Origin of the sequence: Lacrimispora struthionigena, from assembly GCF_048627165.1 — a bacterium.
In the GTDB taxonomy this organism is placed as follows: Bacteria; Bacillota; Clostridia; order Lachnospirales; family Lachnospiraceae; genus Lacrimispora.
Window position 1 is genome coordinate 405,880 of the sequence record NZ_JBMBWP010000001.1, and the last position, 12,880, is coordinate 418,759.

At 44.4% G+C, this 12,880-nt stretch carries 11 protein-coding genes and 1 riboswitch; of the genes, 6 read left to right on the forward strand and 5 right to left on the reverse strand.

Features of this window, described 5'->3' with window-relative positions; genetic code table 11:
* Genes dapA through ACOAOT_RS01900 form a run of 4 tightly spaced genes read right to left on the reverse strand, consistent with a single transcriptional unit; the run spans nt 1 to nt 4,576 of the window.
* Nucleotides 1-909, reverse strand: a complete 909-nt coding sequence (dapA, locus tag ACOAOT_RS01885) for a 4-hydroxy-tetrahydrodipicolinate synthase (RefSeq protein WP_420215399.1) — start codon at nt 907-909, stop codon at nt 1-3.
* 18 nt (nt 910-927) lie between these two features.
* A complete protein-coding gene (locus tag ACOAOT_RS01890; RefSeq protein ID WP_420215400.1) occupies nt 928-2,088 on the reverse strand; it encodes an iron-containing alcohol dehydrogenase in 1,161 nt (386 codons plus the stop codon).
* 21 nt (nt 2,089-2,109) lie between these two features.
* Nucleotides 2,110-3,270, reverse strand: coding sequence for a sialidase family protein (locus tag ACOAOT_RS01895; protein ID WP_420215401.1), 1,161 nt, complete (start codon nt 3,268-3,270; stop codon nt 2,110-2,112).
* Nucleotides 3,271-3,328: 58 nt separating this feature from the next.
* Entirely contained in the window at nt 3,329-4,576 is a 1,248-nt protein-coding gene (locus tag ACOAOT_RS01900) for a four-carbon acid sugar kinase family protein (protein ID WP_420215402.1), read from the reverse strand.
* 296 nt (nt 4,577-4,872) lie between these two features.
* Between ACOAOT_RS01900 and ACOAOT_RS01905 the strand changes: the two genes are divergently transcribed.
* Both ACOAOT_RS01905 and ACOAOT_RS01910 read left to right on the forward strand, forming a co-directional pair.
* Nucleotides 4,873-7,518 (forward strand): cation-translocating P-type ATPase, encoded by a 2,646-nt coding sequence (locus ACOAOT_RS01905; RefSeq protein WP_420215403.1) that lies wholly within the window; start codon nt 4,873-4,875, stop codon nt 7,516-7,518.
* Between the two features lie 148 nt (nt 7,519-7,666).
* Nucleotides 7,667-8,047, forward strand: coding sequence for a hypothetical protein (locus ACOAOT_RS01910; protein ID WP_420215404.1), 381 nt, complete (start codon nt 7,667-7,669; stop codon nt 8,045-8,047).
* A gap of 58 nt (nt 8,048-8,105) precedes the next feature.
* On the opposite strand, the gene thiT is transcribed toward ACOAOT_RS01910, so the two are convergent.
* Nucleotides 8,106-8,777 (reverse strand): energy-coupled thiamine transporter ThiT, encoded by a 672-nt coding sequence (gene thiT / locus ACOAOT_RS01915; protein WP_420215405.1) that lies wholly within the window; start codon nt 8,775-8,777, stop codon nt 8,106-8,108.
* 29 nt (nt 8,778-8,806) lie between these two features.
* Nucleotides 8,807-8,905, reverse strand: a riboswitch (TPP riboswitch).
* A gap of 160 nt (nt 8,906-9,065) precedes the next feature.
* Between thiT and ACOAOT_RS01920 the strand changes: the two genes are divergently transcribed.
* The 4 genes from ACOAOT_RS01920 (at nt 9,066) to ACOAOT_RS01935 (ending at nt 12,864) form a co-directional block, all read left to right on the forward strand.
* A complete protein-coding gene (locus tag ACOAOT_RS01920) occupies nt 9,066-9,491 on the forward strand; it encodes a DMT family transporter (protein ID WP_420215406.1) in 426 nt (141 codons plus the stop codon).
* 101 nt (nt 9,492-9,592) lie between these two features.
* Entirely contained in the window at nt 9,593-10,216 is a 624-nt protein-coding gene (locus ACOAOT_RS01925) for a helix-hairpin-helix domain-containing protein (RefSeq protein ID WP_420215407.1), read from the forward strand.
* Between the two features lie 20 nt (nt 10,217-10,236).
* Nucleotides 10,237-10,935, forward strand: a complete 699-nt coding sequence (locus ACOAOT_RS01930) for a response regulator transcription factor (protein WP_170820179.1) — start codon at nt 10,237-10,239, stop codon at nt 10,933-10,935.
* 72 nt (nt 10,936-11,007) lie between these two features.
* Complete coding sequence (locus ACOAOT_RS01935; protein ID WP_420215408.1) at nt 11,008-12,864, forward strand: DUF6320 domain-containing protein; 1,857 nt, start codon at nt 11,008-11,010, stop codon at nt 12,862-12,864.
* The last annotated feature ends 16 nt before the right edge of the window (nt 12,865-12,880 follow it).

The following is a 12,880-nucleotide window of genomic DNA, read 5'->3' on the forward strand; positions in this document are numbered from 1 at the left end:
TCAGCACATCCCTCTGTCGGCATTTTCCTTTAAAACCTGTTTTAGTGCGTCAATTCCTTCCTCGCATAGATAGTTAAAAGGACGGCGGCAGTCGCCTACCGGATAGCCAAGCAGAGAAACAGCCTTCTTAACAACCGTATTAGGGTTGCCATATTTGAATACAGCACGGAATGAGGCAATGGAGTCCTGAGCAGCCTTGGCCTCATCCGGTTTACCGGCCTGAAACAGCTCATAAATAGATGCAAGAACATGTGGATATACGTTGGCACATCCGGCAATACCGCCGGCACCGCCTGCTTCAAGGCAGGGAAGGATAAGGGAATCATTACCGGATAACACACGGAAATCTTTATCTAAGTCTTTTGTAAGGTTAATATAGGCAAGTAAGTTATCCCAGTCACCGCTGGAATCTTTGGCACCCATAATAAGGTCTACATCTTTCGCCAGCTTTGCAACGGTCTCAGGAAGCAATTTATTGCCTGTACGTGCCGGGATGTTGTACAGTACAATTGGGATGTCTACATGTTTTGCAATTTCCACGTAATGATCGTAGAGCTCTTTTTGGGAAGCAAGAGCAAAGCTGGGCGTGATAATGGACAGCACATCAGCCCCAAGTTCCTGAGCTTTCCGGCTGACACGAATGGTATCAGATGTGGAAATACAGCCTGTACCTGCATATACCGGAACACGATGTTTTACCTGATCGATGGCAGCCTCAAGCACTTCAATTTTTTCTTTTTCATTTAGGATATAACCTTCTCCGTTGGTTCCAAATGGGAATATACCGTGTACACCGCCCTCCAGCATTCGTTCAATCTGGTTACGCAGCTCCTCCAGATTAAGGGATTCATCGGCATTCATAGGGGTTAGAATTGGTGGGATAATGCCTTTTAATTCGACGTTCTTCATGATAATAATCTCCTCTGATTAAATAATTTTCTCATACAGTGACCTGGCATCAGCAGGTGTAACTTCCCGCATATTGTTTACCAGAAGGCGTGTTACCTGCATACCGGCTTCTACCAGTCCGTCTAAGTCTTCGGCGGGTACTCCAAACTCTTTTAAGCTGGTGGGAATTTCTAAGTCTTTTACGATTTTCTCCATCCACGCAAGCACATAAGCACTTTTTTCTTCCGCTGTCTGGCAGTTTTTCTGGGTGTGAACACACCGGTCATAAACTGCAGCAAATTTCTCACGGCATACCGGTTCATTGAATTCCATGACGGGAGCCAGTAACATTGCGTTGGAAACGCCGTGTGGGATGTGGTACTTACCTCCAAGGGGATAGCTTAATGCGTGTACGGCAGTCGTCCCGGAGGCAGTAATAGCCAGTCCGCCGTAATAGGCGGCAATCTCCATCCTGTTTTTTGCTTCCATTGCCTCGGAATTGTCACATGCATGTATGATGTTATTAAGAATCAGATCCAGACCCTCAAGTGCGTACAAATCGCTGAATGGATTTGCTTTATTGCTGGTAAAGCACTCAATGCAGTGGGCCAGAGCATCTACACCCGTAGCTGCTGCAATCTTGCGGGGCACGTTCTTGATCATTCTGGCATCCAGTATCACATAGTCAGCGATCATGTTCTCATTGACGATCCCCACCTTTAATTCCTTTTCCGGAACGGCAACGATGGCATTGGGGGTAACCTCTGCTCCAGTACCTGCAGTGGTGGGAATCAGAATAATGGGAACGCACTTTTGTGCGCGGCCCGGATCGTCTAACAGTTCCTTCACACCGTACTCGTCGGTGACAAGGATACTTGCCAGCTTGGCTGCGTCCATGACGCTGCCACCGCCGCATGCTACGATCATATCCGCTTTGCTGGCTTTAAACTGGTCTACCAGCTTTTGAACTGCGGTATAAGTCGGTTCAGGAGGGAGTTCATCAAGGACAAAGTAATGGGCTCCTGCAGCTTTTACTGCTTCCTCAGGCAGGGAAAACAGGCCAGATTCCTCGATCCCTTTATCTGTAAACATGGCAACCCGATTCACCTTTTGGTTCTTTAAGATGGTGGTGATGCATTCCATGGCGTTTTCTCCGCCATATACGGCGTGGGGCATTTTAATGTTATAGGTTTTCAGCATTTTTAAATCCTCTCTGTGGTATTAATGGCTCTGGGCAGCAGTTGGGTTATAGAGACCAACCCGCTCTCTCTTTTGTCCCAGAACATCCTGCTCGGTGAATCGAAGGTATTTCACTCCGGCACGGGTGTGGGAGGCATAGGACAGATGGAGCGCCCCATCAGCTGACTGCATCAGATAGGGATATTCGTACTGCCGGTTATTGGTTTTATTTTCCTCACCCATGTAGCCTTCACCCCGTTCCATATAGCGGATGATGGGGAAAGTCAGCCCCCCATCCTCAGTGAGTGCAACCGCAACCGGGCAGCGAAGACCAGGCCATGCAGCCTTACCAGGCTGGGGATCGGGTGTGCAGGTGGGGTTGTAGGCAATGGCAATGCGTCCGCTTTGCAGTTTCACTGCACTGATACTGGAGTTGTTGTTTGGAAGAGGAGTGGGAGCCGGCTCGCTCCAGGTCTCGCCCCAGTCAAAGGACTCACTGCGGTGAATGCGGTAAGCTTCACGGTTACGCATAAAAGCAACCAGATGTCCGTTTTCCAGCTCTATGACATTGGCATGAACATGACCGTTGCTTTTAGGTATCATCACCATGCGCCACGTCTTTCCTTCGTCATCAGAGATGCGCAAAGCGGTGGGATCTCCGGAAAGCCCGTCTTTCGAATCTGTGCACAGCCAGTTGGCGAAAATCCACCGTCCAGATGAAAGGATCTGAATCGGCTGGCGGCAAAAGGTTCCTTCTTCGGGAAACACTGTTTCAAAGGGTCCCCATGTTCTGCCCCCATCCGTACTCTTCTGGCAGCGCACTACGGCTGTATACTGCATGTTGTCTTTGCCTTCCTGGCGATCCATCTGGGCGGTGTACATCGCCCATACAGCATGATCAGGACCGTAGAATAAAGAGGGGTTCTGCTCACTGCGGTCAGGGTCACCGGAGATATCCACAGGCGGAAGCCATGCTGCTCCGTCTTTAGGAAGAAGTGAGCAGATAATATGGATATCAGCGCTGCCTTCGTAGGTGCCTGCAAACCAGCAGCACAGCAGATCGCCGTCAGGCAGTTCAAGCATTGCCGGAGCATGGGCGGTGGGATATCCACCGGTAGGAAGGAGTGCTTCCAGAATTCCCATATCATCATTTTGGTAAATAGTGCCGTCCCAGGTCAGGCCAGGTAATTTCGCGTATTGCATGTTTTATCCTCCTGATTTGTATTTTTTAAGGCAATATTTCATTGCCGGATACACTGATTTAAATTTGAAACCGGTCTGACAGATCCATAAAGAGAGATTCCCTGCCGAAACCACCTGACTTTGATATGATATTAATTCTTTTTCCCTTGTAGAGGACTTCTGAGAGTACAACACCCTGTTCAACCTCACAGACAGGTGAAATAACGTTTATGCCAGTCTGTCTTACAAACTGGTATAGAAGATCTCCACCCATGAGAAAAACAGTAGCGTTTACTCCACGATCAATCAAACCTTCGATCAGCTGTGCCATTACAGCGACCACATTTTCTCTGATCTGTGAAAGTTCAATCCCTTTTTCTTTTGCATATGCGTAGGTCTTCTCAGGCTCGTCCGGTCCGTTGGCATTTAAAATAACCACAGGTGATTCCTCACAGGATTGAAGCACATGAGACACCAGGCTGCACGCCGAATCTCCATTTGCCCAGGAAGGACTCAGTTTTTCTTCCGGAGTCAGATGGTAATGAGGAGCTCCATTTCTTACAGCATAGCTGCATTGGGCCAGAGACACCGGATGAATGCTGCCGCATGCGATGAGCAAATGAGGAGATATTTCCGGTATTTGAGGTTTGCTCCCGCAAAGCCCTGTCAGGGTGGGGAGCAGCGACGCGAAGCCTGCACAGCCAGCCAGCAGATGTATTTCCCCTTTCTCTTTCAGCTTCTGTGCAATCTGCTCCAGATCGTCTGCTGACTGTGAATCATGAATCAGGATTCCTTCATACTGGCTCCAGTCCTGTCGGGGATCTTCTATAATGAAAGAAGTGATATCTGTCTGGGACCGGATAATCTGTGTAATGTCAGAATATAAAACAGGTTCAAAGGGATCTTTTCCAAAAATGCTTTTATCAATAGGAATGTTGTCAGCGTAGTGGATTCCCTTTCTGGTTGTGCGGTTCATCTGGGGATAAGCGGGAATAAAATGGATCCGCTTCTGTCCACCAGCTTTTAGTACAGCAGAAAGCTCTGCTCCGATATTTCCACGAAGAACGGAATCCGTTTTTTTATATACATAAGGAATTCCAGCTTTTCGTGCGTGCTCCGTTATGGAAAACACAGCTTCATAGGCGTCTTTCTGGTTTAAGTGACGGGTTTCGGCATCAACCACCAGGACATCAGTTTCAGGGCTGAAATCTGACGTATTAAACTTACAATCTAAGGTAACATACGCAGTTGCACCACTTGCTGATAACTGGACACTGGTATCCAGTGCGCCCGTAAAATCATCTGATATTATTAATAATTTAATCATGTAATTCCCTTTTCCATCTGCTTTTATCAGGTTTTAATAAACGCCCTTATATCTTAAAAACATGATACCATACGGGGATAGGTTCACCAACCAATTAAATCATTGTTTTAGTTCATATATGAAACACATCATAGAAACGAGTTAAAGGTTTTTGTATAAAATACACAAATTAATTTTATTGCTTTCAAAGAAAAGTGAAATATGGTATAATGAATTATAAACAAATTGTTCCAAATATGAACGATTTGGAACGACAACAAGAACATGCCATTCATATTATTTACGGGAGAAGAACTATGCGAAAAGAATACTTAATGGAATCAACAGATGTTTTAAGCCAGTTGGAGACATCGCTTCAGGGACTTTCGGATGCTTCAGTGGAAGAGAGAAGGTTAACGTATGGGCTTAACAAACTAAAGGAAGGGAAAAAGCCCAGCCTGATCGAAAAATTTTTAAAAGAACTTGCTAACTTTATGACAATTGTTCTGATTGTTGCAGCAGTTATTTCAGGAGTAACTTCGATTTATGCAGGGGAAAGCATGATTGATACCCTTATTATTATTTCTGTAGTTATCATCAATGCCGTTCTCGGTGTTTATCAGCAGTCAAAAGCAGAATCTGCAATCGAATCCTTGCAGGAGATGGCGGCAGCCACGTCAAAGGTAATCCGAAATGACAAGCTTCTCATTGTCCGTTCCGAAGAACTGGTTCCTGGTGACATTATTCTTTTAGAGGCAGGGGACAGCGTACCTGCAGATTCCAGAGTCTTGGAATCTGCCAGCTTAAAGGTGGAGGAAGCGGCGCTGACCGGAGAATCCGTATCCGTATCTAAGATGATGGAAGCCGTTTCAGGCGGATCAGGAGAGGTTGGGCTGGCAGACAGAAAGAACATGGTTTATACTGGTTCTACCATTGTGTATGGAAGAGGTAAGGCTGTGGTATGTTACACTGGCATGGAGACTGAAATCGGGCATATTGCCGATGCACTCAACACAGCGAAAGAGGAAGAAACCCCGCTGCAGATTAAATTAGACCAGCTTTCCAAAGTACTGTCCATTATGGTTCTTGGAATCTGCGCTCTTATGTTCGCCATAGATTTAATAAGAATTGGCATATCTGGAGGCGGAATTCATTTAGAGCAGATTATTGATACCTTTATGATTGCTGTTTCTCTGGCAGTAGCCGCTATTCCGGAAGGTCTGGCAGCCGTTGTTACCATTCTGCTTTCCATTGGTGTGACTAAGATGTCAAAGAAACATGCCATTATCAGAAGACTGACGGCAGTGGAAACCCTGGGGTGTACCCAGATTATCTGTTCAGATAAGACAGGAACCTTAACACAAAACAAAATGACGGTTGTGGAGCATTCTGCATCTGATGAAACTCTTTTGATGACTGCCATGTCACTTTGCTGTGACGCACAACTGGATCTGGACAGTTCACAGGCAGTGGGAGAACCTACGGAATGTGCCCTGGTTAACGATGCATTTAAAAACAGTTTGTCAAAGACAGAGTTATCCAGGTTATATGTAAGAATTGGGGAAGCGCCCTTTGATTCTGTCAGAAAAATGATGTCAACGGTTCATAAAAAAGCAGACGGCACTGTAATACAGTTTACAAAAGGAGCTCCTGATGAGGTTTTAAAGCGATGCACCAAAGTTTATACAGGGGCTGGCATTGCAGAAATGACAGATGAAATACGCGAAGCCATTTTAAAAACCAATAAGAGCATGGCTGATAAGGCGCTCAGGGTTTTGTGCGGTTCCATGAGAGAGTGGGACAGCGCTCCGGCTGCTATGGAACCGGATATTCTGGAAAAAGAACTGGTGTATCTGGGATTGTCCGGAATGATTGATCCGGTTCGCCCGGAAGTAAAAGCAGCCATTACAGAGTGCCAGGAAGCAGGGATCCGTCCGATCATGATCACTGGGGACCATAAGGATACCGCAGTTGCCATAGCAAAAGAGCTTGGAATTCTTGAAAATGAAAGCATGGCAATTACCGGTGCCCAACTTCAGAAGATCTCCGATAAAGAACTGGAACAGACCATACAGAATTTTTCTGTTTATGCAAGAGTTCAGCCCGAACATAAAGTTCGTATTGTTAAGATATGGAAGAAGCTTTCCAAAGTAACCGCCATGACAGGAGACGGAGTGAACGATGCTCCTTCTATTAAAGAAGCTGATATTGGGGTAGGAATGGGAATTACCGGAACAGATGTGACTAAGGATGTTGCAGATATGGTACTTGCTGATGACAATTTTGCAACCATCGTAGCTGCAGTAGCAGAGGGCCGCCGTATTTACGACAATATCCGTAAAGCGATCCAGTTTTTACTTTCCTCAAATCTTGCAGAGGTAATTGCCGTATTTGTGGCCAGTCTTTTAGGATTTACTATTTTAAAGCCGGTGCATTTGTTGTGGATCAATCTGATTACAGACTGTTTCCCTGCCATTGGTCTTGGTATGGAAGCAGAAGAAGGCGATATTATGAAGCGGGATCCCAGAAGCCCCAAAGATGGTGTATTTTCCGATGGAATAGGAGCCGAAACGGCATTTCAGGGTATGGTAATTGCCATCCTCACTCTGGCGGCGTACTTTATCGGACATTATATGGAAAGCGGAGTATGGGAAATTGCGGAGAGTTCCGATGGTATGACGATGGCGTTTTTAGCCCTGTCCCTGCTTGAGATGTTTCACTCCTTTAATATGCGTTCCAGAAAGGATTCCATCTTTCATTTAAAATCGCGGAATAACTTTTTGACCGCATCATTGGCAGTATCCTTCGTTCTGACAACCGCTGTCATTTATGTTCCGTTTTTACGGGAAGCGTTTTCCTTTGAACATATTTCATTGGTGGAATATCTTGTGGCGGTATTGATTTCCGTTTCCATCATTCCCATTGTGGAAATCACCAAGCTGCTAAAGCATAAAAAGAAATAATGTGATTATGAAAAATACCGTCCCGGGGGGCGGTATTTTTTGCCTGAATTGTGCCCGGTGCAGCCTGGGTTGTATTTATATTTGCTTAATTTCAGCCGATAATAAAAGTAGAAAAACTCAATTAGTTTCTGTTTAGGAGGAAAATTTTATGGAAATAACCGGGTTAAATAAATACTGCCATACCGACACAGCATCAAAAAATGTGAGAACAAAATATAATGATGGCGCAGAAATAAATATGGCTGAGGTATTCAGAAAGGAAGTATTAAATTGGGAGAAAAAAATCAAGAAAAAGATTAATGAGGATTTAGAAAATGACCGTGAAGGCAATAATAATATGTCTGAAAAAAAATGGAGTGCTTTCATGAATGGAGTGGATAAAGCGCTGAATGCTTATAATCAGAATGAAAATACAGATATTAAAACGGATTATTCCAGACCCAATATGGAAAGTAAACGGCTTCGTGATGATTCTTTTGCAAAATCCCAGATAAGTGTACTTGATTCTTTTCAAAAGTATTATTGGTAGGATACAAATAAAATAGTAGCCCGGATAGATATAGATCTATGCCGGACTACTATCTGTTTTAACCGTTTACTGCCTGGCGTTTCATCTGGGTGATGGCTTCGATGACCGGTGGCAGATATAATATTACGATAGTTACAACCATTTCAGGAATAATATAGGTAGCGTTATATCCAAAGGTATATAAAAGCGGGTTCATGCCTTCCGGCGCATAGGAAGCAAAGAATATGTAACCGGAAATAACATGGCAGATATATCTGCCTAAAACACCTGTGATATATCCTGGAATCAGTCCGTATTTTTTGTTATGAAACAATCCGGAAAGGCCCAGACAGCCAAATGCTATGGGATAGTCCAGGAGAACCTGAACAGGAGCGTAAATATATGGCCCCATAATAAACTGAAGAATTCCGTATGCCACTCCTGTCATGATTCCGGCTTTAACGCCGTAGATATAGCCGATCAGACAGATAAACAGCATGGAAAACAATGTGATGGAACCTCCGAACGGAAGTGAGGCAAATTTGATGAAAGAAGCCACCATAGCCAGTGCCATCGCACCTGCGCAGGTTACCATCTGGCGGGTTTTCAGCTGTCTGGTAGGAAGTGTTTTGCCAGTAAGCAGATGAATCCCCAGTAAAATTATTAAAAGTGCTGCAATCACCAGTCCGTAACCGGCTGGCTTTAAAAGGTATTCTCCGGATTCCTGAGAATAGGTTAGAAAAAATGACATAAAAAAACCTCCTTCGTATGCACAGGAGGGGACTACTACTATTGCTTCCTTCCGCCGGCATTATCCGGTTCAAGTAGTAAGGGTCAGGTAAATACCATTCTCAGCCTAAGGCTCCCCCAGCGTGTCATAATTTTTTCATTTCGGTGTGAGTATAACTGAAATAAAAGGGAATGTCAAGATATTTAAGCCTGTAAAATAAGTATAAAAAAGTAAATTAAGCACAACCTAGTAAAGCAGTGCATCATTGCATTTTTTCAATTAAAAAATACAGATGCGGAGGTTGTATCTATGACAGGCTTTATCATTGCCCTGATATCAGGAGCGCTTATGAGCATACAGGGAGTATTAAATACGGGAGTGTCCAAGCAGACAAGCATGTGGGTTTCCACAGGCTGGGTCCAGCTGACTGCTTTTTTGACCTGCCTCATTTTATGGTATTTCTCAGGGAGGGACGATATTTCAGCCCTTCTTTCGGTTCACCCCAAATACATGCTGATCGGAGGCATTATCGGTGCATTTATTACTTACACAGTTGTGAAAAGTATGGGGACGTTAGGTCCGGCAAAAGCAGCACTGGTGATAGTATTGTCCCAGATCGTGGTGGCTTATGCAGTGGAGGTATTTGGTTTATTTGGCGTAGAAAAAGTTGGATTTGAGTGGAAAAAACTGATTGGAGCAGTTGTAGCCATCATAGGCATTATAATCTTTAACTAATTTGGAAATAGTGCTTGTATTTACTTATTTCTTTAGGTAGAATAGGTACAAGGGCTGAGGATGGGATCCTTTTTTACAAAATTTTGTAAAGGGAGGATTCCATGAACTATCATAGGATTAAGATCGCAGCCATAGCTTTCTGCGTAATTATATGCAGTATTTGCTATGGCTTAAACAGAAATCATAAATACCGGGAAGAAGGGTTTGTTTCCATTCAGGAGACACCTGCATCGTCACAAGAGGAAACGTTAGCCGGGGATTTAAAAGAAACATCAAAAGAACCGATACGTATTTGCTATGTACATATATGCGGAGAGGTGGCTTTTCCAGGCGTCTATGAGCTGGAGGAGGGAAGCCGTATCTTTCAGGCTGTGGCAGTAGCCGGAGGTTTTACGGAGAATGCAGCAGCTGATTCGCTAAACATGGCGGAACCGGTCAAAGACGGGATGAAGCTTAAAGTGCCGGACAAGGAAGAAGCCAAAGTGCTTTTGGACCAGGCGTTATCTTCCGGACCAGGTTCATCGGAAGGCAGACGTAAAGTGAATCTTAACACGGCTGACAAGGACCAGCTCATGACCTTAAGAGGAGTGGGAGAGGCGAAGGCGGATGACATCATTCGTTACAGGGAGAGTCACGGTGGATTTCAGAAGATTGAAGACATTATGAAGATATCAGGGATCAAGGAGGCAGCCTTTCAGAAGATAAAAGACGATATCACGGTTTAAATAGAAGACAGAGGTGCAAAATGGCAAGTGTTTTAGTAGTAGATGACGAAAAACTGATTGTAAAGGGAATGAGATTCAGTCTGGAGCAGGACGGTATGGAAGTGGACTGTGCCTATGATGGTGAGGAAGCCATTAATCTGGCAAAACAGAAGGAATACGATGTAGTGCTTTTGGATGTCATGCTTCCAAAGTTTGATGGATATGAGGTTTGTCAGGCCATCCGGGAATTTTCTGAGATGCCCATCATTATGCTGACAGCCAAGGGCAACGATATGGATAAGATTCTGGGGCTTGAGTATGGAGCTGATGATTACATTACGAAGCCCTTTAACATTCTGGAAGTAAAAGCAAGAATTAAGGCAATTATGCGTAGAAACGCCAAGAAGGGGAGACGGGATAAAAAGGAAGACAGCCATCTGGTGACAGCCGGTGATTTAAAGCTGGATCGGGATGCCAGAAGGGTCTTTATTGCAGAAAAAGAGATCAATTTAACAGCAAAAGAATTCGATCTTCTGGAGCTTTTAACCTGCAATCCCAGCAAAGTTTACAGCAGAGAACAGCTGCTTACTTACGTTTGGGGGAATAAGGCGATGGACACAGGCGATGTCCGTACTGTAGATGTTCATGTAAGGCGTCTGAGGGAGAAAATTGAGCCCAGCCCCAGCGATCCCAAATATGTGCATACGAAATGGGGCGTAGGATATTATTTCCGCGTCTAGTGAAAAAAAGGAGGATTTCTGCCGGGAGACTGGAGAGATCCGCCTTTTCTTAAATTAAGGAGTGCCGAAACGATGAAAAAAAGCCCGCAGGGTGAACGATGGAGAAGGCTTGACAATACGGCAAAGATTTTTCCTGTCATAGCCGATGAAAATTTAAGCAATGTGTTCCGGATCAGTGCCCAGCTAAAAAGTGAAGTGGTACCTGGAACCTTACAAAGAGCGTTAGAGGAAGTTCTGCCACAGTTTGAAGGATTTTCCGTGAAACTGAGGAGAGGCTTTTTCTGGTATTATTTTGAACACAACAGCCGGATGCCGGTCATTGAACGGGAGACAACTTATCCCTGTAAGTATATTGACCCTCACAGCAACCAGCTTTTTTTATTCCGGGTCACTTATTTTGGAAGCCGGATCAATCTGGAAGTATTTCATGCTGTCACAGATGGACTGGGTGCAGTTAATTTTTTAAAGGCACTGGTTTACCGCTACCTGGATCTGGTAAAGGATTCAAGAACAGGTCACAGAGCCCCCCAGAAGATTTCTTCCGATGTTTCCATGAATGTGGAGGACAGTTACGTCCGTAACTATAGAAAGATCCGGAAACAAAAATACAGTTCTGCAAAAGCCTATCATATCACCGGGGAGCTGCTCTCATTGGATGAGGAGAATATTCTTCACGGCTATATCGGTTTAAAAGAGATCAAGGCTGTAAGCAAGGGCTATGGCGTCAGTATTACCCGTTTTTTAACTGCTGGGCTGATCTGGTCTATTTATCAGGAGTATTTAAAAAAGAAGCCATCTGATCAATCCATTGGAATCAGCATTCCCATTAATCTAAGGAATTTTTTCGGTTCTGAGACAATGGCGAATTTTTTTGCTGTGACTTTAGTGGAATTTCTTTCTTCCGGAGAGAATCATACCTTTGAGGAGATACTACAGGTGGTCTGTACCCAGATGGATGAAAAGATTACAAAAGAGAAGATGGAGGAGACCATTTCCTATAATGTTTCCAGCGAGAAGAAGTGGTATCTGCGCATTACTCCTCTTGTAATAAAATGGCTTGCTTTAAATCTGATATTCTGGAGGAACAATGGGGCATATACCATGACATTGTCAAACATCGGTCCCATTGAGATGGATGAAGAATATGCAGATGAGATAGAACGCTTTACCATGATGATCGGGGTTTCACGCAGACAGCCTATGAAATGCGGGGTATGTTCCTATGGAGATGAGGTTATTGTTACCTTCAGCTCTGTTTTTCAGGATACAAGGCTTGCGGATACCTTTTTCGGTTTTCTAAGAAAAGAAGGGATTCCGGTTGAACTGGAAAGCAATGGTGTGCCGGATCACAGAGATGATAAGGGGCAGTATCCCCAGATCCGGTATGACAAGGAACGGATGAAAAAGATTGCCAATATCTTTTACGGCATCATGATTTTTGCCGCGGTGATACTTGGAATTATTAACCTTGCTACCTATTCTGGTTCCATATGGTCAGTGATCGCAATTGCCTTAATGGCTTACTCCGTCATGACAGTCCGGTATTCCTTTATGCGCCATTCCAATCTGGCGGGAAAAGTGGTGATGCAGACCATAGCGGCAGAGATCGTATGGGTTGCGATTGATCATGTGACAGGGTACAGCGGCTGGTCTGTAAACTATGGGATACCAAGCACCATATTATTTGCTGACCTGGCGGTGGTATTTTTAATTCTTGTTAACCGAATGAATTGGCAAAGCTATTTCATGTATCAGATTGCAGTTACTGTATTCAGCTTTATTCCGTTAATTCTATGGGCAGCAGGGCTGATTACCAGACCGCTTCTGTCCATTGTGACAGTGGTGGTGACCGTGATAATTCTTGCAGTCACCATTGCTTTGGGAGACCGGAGAGTAAAGAATGAGCTGATCAGACGATTTCATATATAGAACGTGCTGTCTGGAA

Coding starts and splice junctions, on each gene's coding strand:
- dapA (WP_420215399.1), bottom strand. CDS start 909: ATGAAGAACGTCGAATTAAAAGGCATTATCCCACCAATTCTAACCCCT.
- ACOAOT_RS01890 (WP_420215400.1), bottom strand. CDS start 2,088: ATGCTGAAAACCTATAACATTAAAATGCCCCACGCCGTATATGGCGGA.
- ACOAOT_RS01895 (WP_420215401.1), bottom strand. CDS start 3,270: ATGCAATACGCGAAATTACCTGGCCTGACCTGGGACGGCACTATTTAC.
- ACOAOT_RS01900 (WP_420215402.1), bottom strand. CDS start 4,576: ATGATTAAATTATTAATAATATCAGATGATTTTACGGGCGCACTGGAT.
- ACOAOT_RS01905 (WP_420215403.1), top strand. CDS start 4,873: ATGCGAAAAGAATACTTAATGGAATCAACAGATGTTTTAAGCCAGTTG.
- ACOAOT_RS01910 (WP_420215404.1), top strand. CDS start 7,667: ATGGAAATAACCGGGTTAAATAAATACTGCCATACCGACACAGCATCA.
- thiT (WP_420215405.1), bottom strand. CDS start 8,777: ATGTCATTTTTTCTAACCTATTCTCAGGAATCCGGAGAATACCTTTTA.
- ACOAOT_RS01920 (WP_420215406.1), top strand. CDS start 9,066: ATGACAGGCTTTATCATTGCCCTGATATCAGGAGCGCTTATGAGCATA.
- ACOAOT_RS01925 (WP_420215407.1), top strand. CDS start 9,593: ATGAACTATCATAGGATTAAGATCGCAGCCATAGCTTTCTGCGTAATT.
- ACOAOT_RS01930 (WP_170820179.1), top strand. CDS start 10,237: ATGGCAAGTGTTTTAGTAGTAGATGACGAAAAACTGATTGTAAAGGGA.
- ACOAOT_RS01935 (WP_420215408.1), top strand. CDS start 11,008: ATGAAAAAAAGCCCGCAGGGTGAACGATGGAGAAGGCTTGACAATACG.